Source organism: Actimicrobium antarcticum, from assembly GCF_039536745.1.
GTDB lineage: Bacteria > Pseudomonadota > Gammaproteobacteria > Burkholderiales > Burkholderiaceae_D > Actimicrobium > Actimicrobium antarcticum.
In genome coordinates, this window is record NZ_BAAAZE010000005.1 from 321,412 (window position 1) to 337,247 (window position 15,836).

Genomic DNA, 15,836 nt, shown 5'->3' on the forward strand with positions numbered 1-15,836 from the left:
TGTTTTAATTTATCAGTGGAAAATATATTTTGATTTCAGTTTTATGTGCAGTAGAAATTAAAATTTAAATTTTAAAGAAACTTCAAGAATCAAATGACGCAAACGACTCGTTACTATAATCAAAATGCGGCAGTTTTTTTTGCCAATACAGTCGAGGTCGATATGTCCGTGATACGTGATCGGTTTCTGGTAAATATCAAGCCAGGTGGAATCATTCTCGATGCTGGTTGTGGATCAGGTCGCGACACCAAAGTATTTCTTGATAAAGGCTTTCGTGTAAGTGCTTTTGACGCATCAACGGAACTTGCGTCAAGGGCGACCGCTCATGTAGGAATCCAGGTCAGGGTGCGTAATTTTGATGAGGTCAATGAAGTGTCGTGCTACGACGGCATTTGGGCCTGTGCCAGCCTGCTTCATCTTCCAATAATCGAAATTCCCGCCACATTGCAATTGCTATGGGCAGCTCTTAAACCCGGTGGCGTTTTCTATTTCAGCTTCAAAATTGGTGTAGGTGAACGCGTCCAGGATGGTCGACACTTCACTGATATAAGCGAACCGCAATTACATAAATGGGTAAATGATTTGCCAGATATGTTTTCGGTCGAATGTTGGATCTCATTCGACCAGCGTCCTGGCCGATCTGAACAATGGTTAAACGCCATTGTTTCGCGTTCTAACCCTAAGCCAAATCGATTGATTACTGGCGGTCTCGATCCATTTTTACCCCATCTTTATCGTGCCATGAACAATGCGTCGGAAATCGATCTGGCCGTTGCCTTTGTTAAAACAACCGGATTGCGTTTGTTATTACCTGATCTGCAAGATGCACTTTCAAGCGCGGATCACTCAACTAATCAGCTAGTTCGCTTACGGATTTTGACTAGTGATTACCTGGGTGTAACCGACCCAGAAGCGCTTCGCCTTTTGATGCTAATTCAAGCACAGGGAGCGCAAGTCCGTGTCTACGAATCGGCCGGTAGCAGCTTTCATTTGAAAGCCTATTTGTTTTCATCTCTGGACATCGAAGAAGGATTAAAGGGCACCGCCTTTGTTGGCTCAAGCAATATAAGCCGGCAAGCCTTAAAAGAGGGACTGGAGTGGAACTATCGAATTGACTACCCAGGTGACGATGGGTTTCTTGAAACGCGGTCGCAATTTGAAGTGCTTTTTGCAAACAAACGATGTGTGCCGCTAACCGATAGTTGGATTGATCGGTATGAAGAGCGTCGAGTGCAACTACCTCGCGCGGTAGCGCCCGGTAGCCTTGAGCAAGACCCGCTGCCCTCGCCGACAAATGTTCAACTGTTTGCATTGTCAGCGCTAGCAGAATCACGAGAGTCCGGATTCGGTCGCGGTTTAGTAGTTTTGGCGACTGGTTTGGGAAAAACTTGGCTGGCTGCATTCGACGCAGACCAAATAGGCGCGCGACGAGTGCTATTCGTTGCGCATCGTGAAGAAATATTAAAGCAGGCGGCAGAGACATTTGTACGCATTCGCCCCCATTCAAAAGTTGGTTTTTTTATGGGACAAACGCGTGATATCGAAGTTGACGTACTCTGTGCCTCGATTCAAACCTTGGGGCGGACTACTCATTTAGATCGATTTTTACCAACCCATTTTGATTACGTCGTCATCGACGAGTTTCATCATGCAGCTGCGCCAATCTACCGTCGGTTACTTAATCACTTCAGACCGCATTTTTTGCTTGGATTGACTGCGACACCTGACCGTTCGGATCAATCCGATATTTTGTCATTGTGTGATGATAATCTTGTATTTACGTACGGATTATTCGAAGGAATTCAATCGGGCTTACTTGTCCCTTTTCATTATTTCGGTATCTTTGACGATACCGTGAATTACGAGGATTTGCCTTGGCGAAACGGCCATTTTGATCCTGAACTGTTGACTAATAAGCTCGCAACATTAGCCCGTGCGAGGCATGCATTAAGGGCTTGGGGGAAATACAAACAACAACGCACTTTGGCTTTCTGTTCATCCGTAAGACACGCGCAATTCATGGCGGAGCAGTTCACTAAGGCCGGTATCTCTTGTGCTGCGGTCTATGCTGGATCGGCAATGAGTCGCACGGATGCATTGGACCAGTTGCGCGAGGGCAGTCTTGCAGTGATTTTTTCTGTTGATCTGTTTAATGAAGGTGTTGACCTGCCAGCAATTGACACCGTCATGATGTTGCGCCCGACTGAATCGAAAATCCTGTTTCTTCAACAACTTGGCCGTGGCCTACGTCGGCATGAGGAAAAAGAACGTTTGATTGTTCTAGATTTCATCGGTAACCATCAAAGTTTTTTACATAAGCCTCAAGCACTTTTTAATGCCGGTGCAAGTTACAAGCAACTGGCAAAATTTGCTCGCGATGTTGAACATGGTCGTATCCAAATACCAGACGGATGCTTCGTTAATTACGATTTGCAATTACTCGAATTTCTTAAGTCGTTGGATAGCGAAGGAATCAAAAATGAATATGATGCCTTGAGAAGCGTCCTCGGGCGGCGGCCCACCCTGACCGAGTTTTATCGAAGTGGTGCAAGTATGCCAGCGATGAGAAACCAGTACGGAAGTTGGTATGAAATGGTTCATGCCATGGACGATTTGGTAGATTCCAAAAAAACTATTGCAGCTTCGCACCGTCCGTTCTTGGCTGAAATCGAAACAACCCGAATGGTGAAGAGTTTCAAGATGGTGCTTTTGGAGGCGATGCAGGAACTTGATGGATGGGGTGGTGCGCCGACTGTTGAGGCACTCGCATCACAGTCGTGGCACGTAATGCAACGTCGCCGAGTACTACTAGGTGACCTACCAACCGCTCTGCGGCAATTGTCAAATGGTGAAAGTTCGGCTTGGTTACGCTACTGGTCTGACAATCCAGTCAACGCATGGATTGGCGGTAATCGACCTGATAATTTGTCCGTATTTTTCAAATTGACTGATGGCAAATTCACTCCGACCTTTCAACTGATGATTGAAGATCGTGAAAGTTTCGAGTCGATGGTGCAGGAGCTAGTCGATTACCGATTCGCTACCTATGACACCCGTCAAGTCAGTGTTACTCCATCTGATAATGTCATTCCTTTAAACCGTACTGCGGACGCAGTTATACCTAAGCTCGAATTACCTTATTTTCCAAACTTGAAAATCGCGTGTGGTCATTTTAAAAACGGATCTGCAGCCGAAGTAGAGCATCGTGTAATTGGATCAGGTCACGGGCGTTTATACCCTGAGCGACATTTCATTGCTCGCGCGTCGGGAAACTCAATGAACGGTGGGAAGCGACCGATTCGTGATGGTGATTATTTATTACTAGAACATATATCGCCTACGAACGCTGGTTCTATCACAGGTTCAGTCATGGCGATTGAGCGTCCTGATGAAGCTGGGGATGGAAATCAATATTTGCTACGTGTTGTGGTAAAAGATAAAGATGGAAAATATGTACTTCATGCGAATAACCCGGACTATGCAGATATGCTGGCAACTGACGATATGCGTACTTTGGCACGACTGAAAGCGGTGATTGACCCGCTCGAAATGGAAGTCGGGAAGTCGTTCATGCGTGAAAATATTCCTTCTTTGTTTGGAAAAGAATTTAATGCCGGAAGTTGGAATAACGGACATGTGGTTTTCGCAGATATCAAAACACAAATCTTGTTGGTAACTTTAAATAAGCAAGGAAAGGCAAAAGATCATCGCTTTCTTGATTATTGGATTGACGGAAAAACCTTTCATTGGCAAAGCCAGTCAGCAACTACGCCGCATAGTTCCAAGGGAAAGCAGATCATTGGGCATGAAGCGCTTGGGATAAGTATTCACCTATTCATACGTGAAAATAAACTTGAAAATGGTAAGGCTGCGCGGTTCGTTTATTACGGATTAGTGCGGTATTCGAGTCATTTGGGTAGCAGTCCTATGAGTGTGATTTTTGATGTCGATAAATAGATGGTTTGTGTCTATAAATTTAGAAAAAATGACATTAAATTATTTGTGAAAAAAATATTGGGCGATAAAATAAAAACGGAGCAAGTTAAGCCGACTGTTCCGCCGTGTTGCGATTCATATTTTGTCGCAACACGAATTCCAGCCTGATAAAGTCGCACGAAAAAACCTTTATCCGATAGCCTGTGAATGCATTCCTAAACATGCGCCCCCAACCCCGCCCCCAACCCCGCCCCCAACCGCGCCACCAACCCCGACTCCCTTACCACCCCCACCCGCACAGCCCCCCCAATCACCGCACTCCCGCCCACCACCACCACATCCCGCCGCGACCGCGTCACCCCCGTATAAACCAGCTCCCGCGCCAGCACCCGGTTCATTTCCGCCGGCAGCATCAGCATCACTTCATCAAACTCCGACCCCTGCGACTTGTGCACCGTCATCGCAAACGCCGTGTCGTGCTCCGGCAAGCGTACCGGTGCAATCGCCCGCAGCCCCTCCGCGCCATCCGGAAAATACACCATCATCACGCCATCCTGATCCGGGAACGCGATCCCGATATCGCCATTGAACAGGCGCATCACATGGTCATTGCGCAGCACCATCACCGGCCGTCCCGGGTACCAGGCGGACTGGCTGCCGGGGTCGTGCGGGTGATTTAATTGGGCGCGCACGTGGCTGCTGATCTGGCTGTTAAGCGCGATCACGCCACGCGGGGTTTCGCGGATTGCACACAGCACGCGGAAGCGGTTGAAGGCCGTGAACAGGGTGTCCGGCGAGCCGGTGCAGGACCGGACCGCGTCGATATAGCCGGTATAGCCGGCAAAGATCGCCTGCATCGCGGACGCGCCCGGCGCTGCCGTGTCACTGTCGATCCAGCGGATGGCCGGGTCGTCGCCGGCGCGTAGCAGCGCCAGTGTGGTGTCGGCATCGCCTGCATTGATGGCGGCCGAGAGGCGGCCGATGCCGGAACTTTTGCTGAAGCGGAAATTTTCCGTGAACCAGATCACGCTGTTGTGCAGCGCGGTCGGGATCAGCGGTGCGGCTGGCCTGATCAGGTCGGCGGCGGTGTCGGTCAGTGCGGCCAGCGCGTCGCGATAGTCGGGGTCCAGCGTGGGGTCGGCGCTGAGTTCGGCAAACACCGCGCCGGACTCGACTGCGGCCAGCTGGTCCTTGTCGCCCAGCAGGATGATGCGGGCGGTGGTCGGGATGGCTTCGAACAGTTTGGTGGCCAGCGCCAGGTCGAGCATCGATGCCTCGTCGACGATCAGCACATCCAGCGCCAGCAGGTTGCCGGCATGGTGGCGGAATTCTCCCGCCGAGGGCGTGACGCCGAGCAGGCGGTGGATCGTGAATGATTCGGCGGGCAGGCGCGACTGGATGGCGGGCGGCAAATGTTCGGCGCGCAGGCGCAGCGCTTCGAGCATGCGCGCGGCGGCTTTGCCGGTGGGGGCGGCGAGGGCGACGCGGCAGTCGGGGTTCTGTTCCAGCAGGCAGGCCAGCAGGTTGACGACGGTGGTGGTTTTGCCGGTGCCGGGGCCGCCGCTGATGATGGTCAGCGGACTCAGCAGGCTGAGGCCGGCGCCGATTTTTTGCCAGTCGGGGCGGCCGGCGAGGCTGGCCTGATTGGGTGCGAACAGGTTGTTGAGGCGGGTCTTCAGCGCCGGGTCGATCTGTGGCAGCGCGGCGCGTGGCTGCATCAGGCGGCGCGCCAGGCGTTGTTCGTAATCGTAGTAACGGTGCAGATAGAGCCGGTCGTCGTCATCCAGTATCAGCGGTTGCGCACCCGGCGCGGCCGGGCTGCCGGTGACGCCGGAATCAGTCAGGCAGGCACGCAGCGTGGCGCTGTTCCAGCCGGTGTTCTTGCTGGCGCTGGCAATATCGGCCAGTCGGGCGCAGACGTGGCCGTCGGAGCTGGCCAGACTCAGCTGGCTGGCGATGTGGTGCAGCATGGCGCTGGCAGCGTCGTCGAGCGGGCCGTGCTGTCTGGCCCATTGCACGACATGGCTGGCGAAGCCGCGTGCCAGCAGGTCGGCGGGTTGGGGCAGGTCGTTCGGATTCATGCAGCACTCCGTTGGATGGGGGCGTGGAACAGCGCGTCGAGTGCGTTGATGATGCTGATCGGCGGTCGATGAAAATACACGCCGGCCGGCTGGTCGTCGGCAGTGCGCCAGTCTGGTCGCACGCCACGCACGAACAGGTACAGCACGCCGCCGAAGTGGGTGTCGTAGTCGTAGTCCGGCAAGCGATGGCCGAGGTAGCGGTGCAGTGCCAGCGCATACAGCAGGTATTGCAGGTGGTAGCCGTGTTCGGCCATGGCGGCGGCGATGCCGTTGGCGTTGTAGTCCTCGGGCCGGTAGCCGAGGTGGTTGGATTTCCAGTCGAGCAGATAGTAGCGGCCGTTGGCTTCGAAAACCAGATCGATGAATCCTTTCAGATAGCCTTCCATGCGCCGGAATGCCAGCGGCGCGACGGTATAGCCGGCCTCGGCCAGCAGCGTATTGAGGGCGTCGGCTTGCAGGCGCGGTGCGGGCAGGTTGAACTCCAGTTCCGACAACCAGCTGCCGGGCTGCAGTGCCGACAGGGTCACGCCTTCAGTCAGTTCGGTGGCAGTCATCTGGTCGATCAGCTTGCGCACGATCTGCGTCTGCAACGGCAGTTGCTGGTCATCGCTGACGTTGTCGAGCTGTTGCGGATGGGCGGTCAGGCCTTGGCGGATGGTGCGGTCCCAGCTGGCGGGGTCGGCGAAGTCGAGCTGCTCCAGAACCGCATGCAGCGTGTCGCCGGCGCTGGCGCCACGCACGAAGCGCAGGATGTCATCGGCGGGCAACTCGGCGGGCGCCTGATCGATACGGGCGGCTGTCCAGTTGCTGCGCACGTCATGGTCGGTGCTGGCGTTTTCATTGGCGGTAGCGTGCTGTAGCGCAGAAAAGCTGGTCATGCGCCAGCCGTCGCGCAGCATTGGCGGATGCCCTTGCGCGTGCAGGCTGTCGGCGGCCGGACGCACAAAATGCACCGGTTTGCCGGCGACCTGGGGCAGCGCGGTGAGGCCGATGTGCGGCGCGTTGCTGGCCGCCAGCGTGGCCCAGGCCGCGCTGGTTTCCGCGGGCGACAGTTTGGCTGCGGACCAGTTTGCCGGTGTGCTACCGGCGCCAGCGACCAGCCAGTTCAGCTGGCTATGGCTGCTTTCGGTCGTACTGGTCTTGACCGCATAACTGCCCACGATCAGATAACAGCGGTGCGCGGCACGGGTCAGGGCGACGTAGATCAGGCGCAGGAATTCGGCCGAGCTGTCCTGCTTGATGGCGGCCTTGATGTCCTTGATGTCGTCGGGTTCGTCACGAAAGTCGATCACCGGGTTGCCGTCGCTGTCGTGGTATTCGCGCCCTTCGAGCTTGTTGCCGGCAGCCAGCCGTCCGGGCCACAGGAACGGGCAGAACACGACTGGATACTCCAGTCCCTTCGATCGGTGGATGGTGACGATCTGCACCAGATTCTGGTCGGATTCGAGGCGCAGCTGCGCGGCTTCGTCGGCGCTGGCGTGGCGGCGCTGGGCATTGAGCCAGCGCAGCAGCGCGTCGGGCGCGGGATGTTCGTGGCCGGCCTGATGCAGGTATTCGCCGAGGTGCAGCAGGTTGGTCATACGGCGTTCGCCATCGGCGCGGGCCAGCATGCGTTTGCTGACGCCTTCCGCCGAAAACAGCCGGCGCACCATGAAGCCCACGCCGCGTTCACGCCACAGCGTGCGGTAGCCATCGAACTGTTCGATGCGCAATTGCAGCGCGGCTTCGTCGGTGGCCATCAGTGCGATGGCGGCGGCGTCGACACCGAGTAGTTCGGTCGATAGCGCCGTCAGCAGCATGTCGGTACGGGTCGGTGTCAGGATGGCTTGCAGCAGGCGTTCGAGTTCTTCGGCGTCGATGCTGTCGAAGATGCTGGCCTGCGACAGTTCGACACTGCCGATGCCGAGCGCGGCCAGCGCGTTGCGGATCGCGCTGCCCTGGGCGTGGCTCTTGACCAGCACGGCGATGTCGCCGGCCTGCAGCGGGTGCGCGTCCAGCGTGACCTGGCCATCCTGCGCGGCTTGCAGCAGGCGGGCAATTTCGGCGGCGGTGGCACGGCAGGCGGCGGCTTTTGCCGCACTACTGCTTAGCCATTTGTCGTCATCGGTTTGCGGCAACTCCCACAGCTGCAGGTCGGCAGTAGCGGCGCTGGTGTCGATAAATCTGGCGCGCGGTTTTTTGCCGGGACGCACCGCCTGATAGGTCAGGCCGGGCAGCAGAAACGCCGCCGGATTGGCCGAAAACAGCGCGTTCTGCGCCGTGATCAAACCGGCGCTGGAACGCTGGTTCTCGCCCAGCGAATAGTGCGCGGTGGCTTTGTCGCGGGCGCGCAGATAGGTCTGCAGGTCGGCGTTGCGAAAGCTGTAGATGGCCTGCTTCGGGTCGCCTACAAAAAACAGCGGGTTGGTCCCCGCGCCATAGATCGCATCGAAGATGGCGAACTGCAGCGGATCGGTATCCTGGAATTCATCGATCAGCGCGGCCGGATAGCGCGCCAGCAGCGCATCGGCTAGCCATGGCGTTGCCGGGCTTTTCAGGGCGGCGAAAACGTTGTAGAGGATGTCGTCGTAGGACTGGATGCGCTGTTCGCGCTTGAGCGCAGCGAGGTTGTCGGCACCTTCGTCGAACAGCACGCGCAGCAGCTGCAGGCGCGCCAGGTCGAGCTCCTTGCCGGCCTGCAAGCGCAGCGTCAGCAAGGTTTCGGCGAGATCGAAGAAGGGGTGTTGCGGCGTGGTCTGTTTTTGCTTGGTGCCCTTTTGCAGGCGGGATGCGGAGAGCAGTGCGAGCTTCGATTTGGCCGGGTCAGGCATGGCCATGCAATTGCCGAGCCGGAAATGGGCGCGCCAATGCTTGCACGCCAGGTCAATCGACTCCGCCGTGTAGCTCTTGCCATTGAGGGCCGTGAGGCTGTCGTGCAGCAGTGCGCGGATAGCGTCGGCCGAGGCTGCCCAGCATGCGGCGGCAGCGCGGAAGGCTGCCGCAATCTCTGGCTGCTGCGACGTGAACGGGTCGTCGATGTTGTCCGGCCAGATGACGCGGGACTGGCTTTTTGCCAGCTGACGTTTCAGCAGTTTGGCAAACGACTCTGGCGAATCGCGCTGTTCCAGCAGATAGTCGGTCAGGTCGGTCGGCAGCGCACCGCTGCTGACGTGGCGGCGCCAGACATCCTGCACGGCGCTCAGAACGAATTCCTCGTCGCCCGGTTGCAGGTCGGTGGAGAACGGCATGCCGGCAGCGAACGGTGCATCGGCCAGTGCGCGCTGGCAGAAACCGTGGATCGTGAAAATCGCGGCTTCGTCAAAGCTCTGCAATGCCAGGTCGAGCAGGGCGCTCATGCTGGGCGCAGCCATGCCGCGTGCTTGCAGCGTACTGACCAGCGTGGTGATGAACGGGTCGGGCGCATGGGCGGCGACCTGCGCATCGTCCTGCGCCAGGAAGCGCAGCGTATCGGCGATGCGGCTGCGGATACGTTCGCGCAGTTCAGCCGTGGCGGCCTTGGTGAAGGTGACCACCAGGATCTGCTGGACCGGCAACTGGCGCTCCAGCAGCAGGCGCAGATACAGGCCGCACATGTTCCAGGTCTTGCCGGTACCGGCCGAGGCTTCGATCTGGTTGATGCCGTCGAGCGGACAGTCAAACACATTCAGTTCGATGGGAGTAGTCACAGTCGGTCATCCTCAAGGTGTTGCATGATCGGTCCGAAGACGGCGTGAGTGGCGTCTTCGAAGGCACTGTCGAGCGGGTCGGCGACACCGCGCAGCGCCAGCCGATAGGCGACGTGGCGGTCTTCGCCGAACTCATGGAACGAGGTGCTGAACCATTTTTTGACCGCACCGGCGATGGCATCATCGAGCGTGTACGCCCAGGCCGATTTCGGAAAAAAGTGCAGCGGTGCCGACAGGCCCTGCCGGTACAGGCGAACCATGTTGGCGAGGGTGTCGGCGGCCGTACCGCAGGGTGTGAGCTGGTACTGGCCATCGAGCGAAATCCAGGTGGTGGTGCCGCTGACCCCTGCCGGCAATCGGGCATTCAGCACCAGATGATCGATCCAGCCCGCCAGGTAATCGGTGGCGCGCACGGCATCGCAGCGGGAGCGTACCAGCCCGCCCGGGCGCAGGTCGCTGAAGGCGCCGGTCAGCTGCCAGTCTTCGCCGTCGATGGCGAAATCCAGCCGCACCTGATGCGGTGGCAGGCAGGTTTCGGTACTGGCCATGGCGACGTTGTCGGCAAATTGCTGCAGGCTGCCGAGGGCGTCCTGCAGCGCCTTGTCGCCCATCGGACCGGGTGGCAACTCGATGCCGGCGCGGGCCATGGCGGTGATGTCCGGCAGCGCCATGCCTTGCTCGAACAGCGGCAACATGCGACTGGCCAGTTCCTGATTGCCTAGCCAGTCCGGCAGGAAGGGTTCGTCGTCCTTGAGGGTGGCGTCGTCTTCGCGCAGGCGCAGGCCGAGGCGGTTTTGCAGCAGGTAGCGGCAGGGGTTGTTGAAGAAATTCTTCAGCTGGTCGACGCTGACGGTACGCCATTCTTCGCCGGGTGGCGGCAGTGCGGTGTCGAAGAACGGCAGTGAGGTCGATGGGGCGTCGTCGTCTGATTCGTCGTTTGATTCATGGTCGGATTCATCGGCGGATTCGCCGGCCTGATCGGTCACGGTGGCAGTCGAGACCGGTGTTGCCAATGCGTGCTGGAGCGCAGCGCAATAGTCCTCGTTGGCGCTGGTCAGGCGCGCATCCTTGTCCTTGTCATCGACAAAATACTTGGTCGAAAACGGCTGCAGCGGATGCGTCACCAGCAGGCGCTTGCGTGCTGCTGCCAGCGCGGCAGTGCTGTTGGCATCGGTGGCGATGGCCGGGATCAGATAGTCGAGCAGATCGGCCACCAGTACCGATGGCGGCAGCGCGGCATTGTCGCGAATGCCGCGGCCGGTGAAGCTGAGGTAGAGCCGGCTGCGGGCGCACAGGATCAGGTCGAGGAACAGGTTGCGGTCATCGCTGCCGCGCTGGCGGTCGCCCCGGCGCGGTGCCAGCGGCATCAGGTCGAATTCGGCCGGCCGGTTGGTGGTCGGGAAAGCGCCGTCATTCAGGCCAATCGCGCAGACGATGCGAAACGGCAGATTGCGCAGGCTAGACATGCCGGCAAACGTGACGCTGCCGGTCGGCACGCCACCGCGGGCCGACTCATCCAGCAGCGCAGTCAGGGCAGCGCGCAGCACATCTTCGGAAATGCTGCCGGCCACCTCGGCATGGCGCAGCTGGTCGTTCAGCACGCGCAGGCTGGCGCGCACCTGATCGAGGTCGTCGAGCTGGGCATTGTCGGGCGCGAGGAAGGTGTCGAGCACGCCGCCGAGCAGCGGCAGCCAGTCGGCCGCTGCTCGCGGCTGGCCGAGCTCGCGCTGCAGCGTGCGGATGTCTTGCATGCAGAGCCAGAAGCGACCGAGGATCTCGGCATCGCCACCTTCGATATTGGCACCCGGCACGCGCCCGCCGAACGGCTGCGCCACGGTGGACGGCAAGGCGTAGCCGAGGAACAGACGATGCAGGCCTTCATCGAACGAACAGCGTGCCGCGCCCGGCAGCGCGGTCGCGTCCAGCCCCCAGCGGATGCCGGACTGGTCGAGCCAGGTGTGGATGACGTCCAGCTCGTCCGGACCGAAATCGAAACGGCGGCCGATGATGGGTTGCTGCAGCAGCGCGAAGACGGCACTGGCGGTGATGCGCGACGTGGTCAGCGCCAGCAATCCCAGCAGCGCGCCGGCGGCCGGGTTGGTGGTGCTGGCGGCGCGCCCGGTGATGGTGTACGGGATACGGCGCGCAAACGGCACGCTGCCGAACACCGTATCGATCAGCGCAGCGGCGTCTTCGATGTTGGGCGTGACGACCAGGATGTCGCAGGGGAGTGGCGGCTGCTGGCCGGCGAACAGCGCCAGCAACTGGTCCTGCAGAACTTCCAGCTCGCGGGTCAGCGAATGGCAGGCATGGAATTCGATGCTGCGGTCGGTCTCGGCGAGCTCGATGGCCGGCAGTTCGGTCAGGTCGAGGACCGCGTTCTGGACGTGCGCCAGCAGCGTATCACCGGGTGCCGTGACGAAGCGGGCGTCGTCGATGATGGCGTGGATATCGGCATCGAACAGCAGGTCGATCTGTGCCTGGGTTTGCTTGCCCCACGCGCCGAGCAGGCGGTTGCCGCTGTCGTGGTGCTGGGTGTCGCCCTGCACGGCCAGATAGGTCAGGCGCTTCTGGTCGACGATATCGAACCAGTATTCGCGGCAGGGATTGAGTACGTACAGATGCAGGTTGGTGGCGCGGCCGAGCTCACGCAGTGCATCGAGATAGATCGGCGCAATCGTCGGCAGGCACAGCAGGTGGATGGTGGCGCTTGCGTTGTGTTCCGTCGTGATGGCGGCTTTCAGGTCGCGCAGCAGGGCCGGTGTCAGGTGTTGCTGCTGCGCGCCCAGATCGTGTAGCACGCGCTGCCAGAGTGCGGCCTGCCAGGCCTGGTCCTGTATCTGGGCGGGGCTGGCGTCGGGCAGGGCGACCAGCGTTCCTTGCGACCATTGTTCGATCCAGTCGGCGCGATAGGTCGTGTACTGGTCCAGCAGTGCAGCGGTGCGGGTGGCCAGGTCGAAGCGCATCACCGGATCGGCCACCGCCAGCCAGCCGGACAGGCGCGGATGCTGGTCGGTGAAGCTGCTGTCATTGAAGATCGCCAGCAAGCGCCAGGCCAGCACCGGCGGGGTCATTTGCGCCGAGCGGTCGATCGGTAGCACGGCACCGATCTGTTCCCAGATCCACTGGGCCAGGAATGAAAAACGGATATTGGCCGAAATGCCGTAGCGGTCGGTCATCGCCAGATCGACTTTGCGCTGCATGGCGGCGCTGGGAATGATGATCTGGTCGGTGCGAAATACGGATGGCGGGGTGGCCTGCAGCGCGGTCAGCAAGGTGTCCAGCAGGGACTCAAGCCGGTTCGAAAAGGTGATCTGCAGCATGGGCGGTTTTCTGGTGGTGGGTTTGCTGGCCGGGGTGGGCTCCGGGGTTGCTGGTTGAGCGTGGCAATTATGGCAGGCGGCAGGCTCATGGCGCGAGCCCGTGCGAATTTTTCGGAACGACTTTCGATCGCCTTGCCGGGCAGATGTTCATCCCGTGCTTTGGTCCCGTTTTGATCCAGGCCGGTGGCGGCTTCGGCACGATGTTTTTGCTCGCGACGGTATTGTGAAACGCATGCGCCGACGTGATGGCGGCACCGTTTGGCACCGTTCGGCACTGGGCCACGCGCAACCTGCATTGCCGTCAAGATCATTGATTTCCGCATAAGGATATGCCGCAGACTTTGCTGCTGCGCAGACGCTTACGGCGTACTATTGGCAGCGTTTTGCAGCACCAGTCGCCCACCTTCGTCAGGAAAAAAATGAAACTAGAAACCCTCGCCGTCCACGCCGGCTATTCGCCCGACCCGACCACCAAATCGGCTGCCGTACCGATCTACCAGACCGTGGCCTATGCGTTCGATAACGCCCAGCACGGTGCCGATCTGTTCGATCTGAAAGTGCCCGGCAATATCTACACCCGCATCATGAATCCGACCCAGGATGTGCTGGAAAAGCGGGTTGCGGCGCTCGAAGGTGGCATTGCCGCGCTGGCAGTGGCCTCCGGCATGGCCGCCATCACGTATGCCATCCAGACCATCACCGAAGCCGGAGACAATTTCATTTCGGCCAGCCAGTTGTACGGCGGCACCTACAACCTGTTCGCGCATACGCTGCCGCAAATGGGCATCGAAGTCCGCTTCGCCGATGCGCGCCAGCCCGAGTCGTTTGCGGCGCTGATCGATGACCGGACCAAGGCGATTTTTTGCGAGTCGATCGGTAACCCGCTCGGCAACGTCACCGACTTCGCGCGCCTGGCCGAGATCGCCCATGCCCACGGGATTCCGCTGATCGTCGATAACACGGTGCCAAGTCCGTACCTGTGCCGACCGATCGAACATGGTGCCGACATCGTGGTGCATTCGCTGACCAAATACCTCGGCGGCCACGGCACCAGCGTGGGTGGGGCGATTGTCGATAGCGGTACGTTTCCGTGGGCGCAGCACAAGGCACGGTTCAAGCGGCTCAATGAACCCGATGTGTCGTATCACGGCGTGGTCTACACGGAAGCCCTCGGTGCCGCAGCGTTCATCGGCCGCGCCCGCGTGGTCCCGCTGCGCAACATGGGTGCGGCGATTTCGCCGATGAATGCCTTCCTGATCCTGCAGGGGATCGAAACACTGGCCTTGCGGATGGACCGGATCTGCGACAACGCGCTGGCGATTGCCCGTCACCTGAAGCAGCACCCGACAGTGGCATGGGTCAATTACGCCGGGCTGGAAGATCATCCGGACCATGCGCTGGCCTGCAAATACATGAACGGCAGAGCCTCCGGCATCCTGTCGTTCGGCTTGCGTTCGGCGGATCAGGGTGCGCCGCGTGAAGCCGGTGCGCGGGTGCTGGATGCGCTGCAATTGTTCACCCGGCTGGTCAATATCGGCGATGCGAAATCACTGGCGACGCATCCGGCATCGACCACGCACCGGCAATTGAATCCTGCCGAACTGCTCAAGGCGGGGGTGTCGGAAGACATGCTGCGGTTGTCGGTGGGGATCGAGCATATTGACGATTTGCTGGCGGATCTGGATCAGGCGCTGGCGATGGCGTGACCGGGGTGCGGGGTGGTTGATGCCGGGACCTGCGCCAGTGGAGTGTGCGGCGCAATGGGCTGCATGCCGTGCCGTTTGCCGGTAGGCTGGGCTGCAAAGCCCAGCCTGCGTCAAGCTTCCGACGAGATTGGCGGCTCGCAGTCCGCTGTCAGCCGTCCGCTGTCTGTGGCTTGCGGTAGCTAAAAAAGTTTCTACTCCGTCGCGATCAAGCCGGGAGCGGCCCGGCAGCCGGTCACTTCTTTTTGCTTCGCCAAAATGAAGTAACCAAGAAAAAGGCGACCGCAAGACCGCTGCCCTGCGGGTTCCCAAAAACCGGGTACGGCAAGAGGGAAGCCCGCAAACTCGCTTCGCTCAGACAGTGCGGGCCTCTTATCCTCTTGCCGTACCCCGTTTTTGGCAGCGATCTTTTTACGCGGAATTCAACGTCAAAACCAATCCCAGCCTTGGAGATTGATTGATGGTCGTGCTCGCTTTGCGCGAGAAAACTTCCTCGTCGTGAGCGACATCGAGTTCAAAACCAACGTCCAAACCAACGTCAAAACCAGTTTCAAATTCAGTATCAAAACCAATGCCAAACTCAAAACCTACAAGGCTTTTACAAACCATCGCTCTCGCGCAAAGCGAGCCTGGCCATCAACCAATCACCAAGGCTGGGCTTGGTCTTGACCTTGAATTCCGCATAAAAGGCCGCTGCCAAATACCGTGACTGGGCAGGGGATAAGAGGCCCGCACTGTCTGAGCGTAGCGAGTTTGCGGGTCTCCCCCTGACCGGGCACGGTATTTGGGAACCCGCAGGGCAGCGGTCTAGCGGTCGCCTTTTTCTTGGTTACTTCATTTTGGCGAAGCAAAAAGAAGTGACCGGCTGCCGGGCCGCACCCGGCTTGCCTCCACGGAGCGCAACCCGTTTTAGCTACCGCAGACCGCAGACCGCGCGCTGTGGCGACCCGCAACGCAACTTGACGCATGTTGGGCTTCGCAGCCCAACCTACGACCCAAATCCGCAACGCCGCCGCGTAAAGGACCGACTGCCGGGCCGCCCCCGGCGTGATCGCGACGGAGCGCAAACCGTTTTAGCCACCGCAGACCGCGCGTCGTGGCGACCCGCAAAGCAACCTGACGCATGTT

Annotated in this window: 6 protein-coding genes; 2 read left to right on the forward strand and 4 right to left on the reverse strand. The window is 59.2% G+C overall.

Annotated features, from left to right (window positions below; all coding sequences use genetic code 11):
• Positions 1–93: 93 nt before the first annotated feature.
• Positions 94–3,957, forward strand: coding sequence for a DUF3427 domain-containing protein (locus ABD720_RS04295; RefSeq protein ID WP_344761997.1), 3,864 nt, complete (start codon positions 94–96; stop codon positions 3,955–3,957).
• A gap of 194 nt (positions 3,958–4,151) precedes the next feature.
• On the opposite strand, the gene recD is transcribed toward ABD720_RS04295, so the two are convergent.
• From recD to recC, 3 genes are read right to left on the reverse strand one after another with little or no spacing between them, the layout of a single operon-like run.
• Positions 4,152–6,017, reverse strand: coding sequence for an exodeoxyribonuclease V subunit alpha (gene recD / locus ABD720_RS04300; protein WP_344761998.1), 1,866 nt, complete (start codon positions 6,015–6,017; stop codon positions 4,152–4,154).
• Positions 6,014–9,682, reverse strand: coding sequence for an exodeoxyribonuclease V subunit beta (gene recB / locus ABD720_RS04305; RefSeq protein WP_344761999.1), 3,669 nt, complete (start codon positions 9,680–9,682; stop codon positions 6,014–6,016). The genes recD and recB overlap by 4 nt, the downstream gene beginning before the upstream one ends.
• The gene (gene recC / locus ABD720_RS04310) at positions 9,679–13,005 is read right to left on the reverse strand and encodes an exodeoxyribonuclease V subunit gamma (RefSeq protein WP_344762000.1); all 3,327 of its coding nucleotides are present in this window, start codon (positions 13,003–13,005) and stop codon (positions 9,679–9,681) included. Before recC ends, recB begins: the two co-directional genes overlap by 4 nt.
• Positions 13,006–13,424: 419 nt before the next feature.
• Here recC and ABD720_RS04315 point away from each other — a divergent pair, with 419 nt between their 5' ends.
• Positions 13,425–14,711 (forward strand): O-acetylhomoserine aminocarboxypropyltransferase/cysteine synthase family protein, encoded by a 1,287-nt coding sequence (locus ABD720_RS04315; RefSeq protein WP_344762001.1) that lies wholly within the window; start codon positions 13,425–13,427, stop codon positions 14,709–14,711.
• Positions 14,712–15,119: 408 nt separating this feature from the next.
• Here ABD720_RS04315 and ABD720_RS04320 read toward each other — a convergent pair whose 3' ends face one another.
• On the reverse strand, positions 15,120–15,317 hold the full coding sequence (locus ABD720_RS04320; protein ID WP_344762002.1) for a hypothetical protein: 198 nt from the start codon (positions 15,315–15,317) through the stop codon (positions 15,120–15,122).
• Between the last annotated feature and the right edge of the window lie 519 nt (positions 15,318–15,836).

Excerpts from the sequence above, each read along its gene's own strand:
- ABD720_RS04315 (WP_344762001.1), top strand. The coding sequence starts at position 13,425 with ATGAAACTAGAAACCCTCGCCGTCCACGCCGGCTATTCGCCCGACCCG.
- recC (WP_344762000.1), bottom strand. The coding sequence starts at position 13,005 with ATGCTGCAGATCACCTTTTCGAACCGGCTTGAGTCCCTGCTGGACACC.
- recD (WP_344761998.1), bottom strand. The coding sequence starts at position 6,017 with ATGAATCCGAACGACCTGCCCCAACCCGCCGACCTGCTGGCACGCGGC.
- ABD720_RS04320 (WP_344762002.1), bottom strand. The coding sequence starts at position 15,317 with ATGGTTTGTAAAAGCCTTGTAGGTTTTGAGTTTGGCATTGGTTTTGAT.
- ABD720_RS04295 (WP_344761997.1), top strand. The coding sequence starts at position 94 with ATGACGCAAACGACTCGTTACTATAATCAAAATGCGGCAGTTTTTTTT.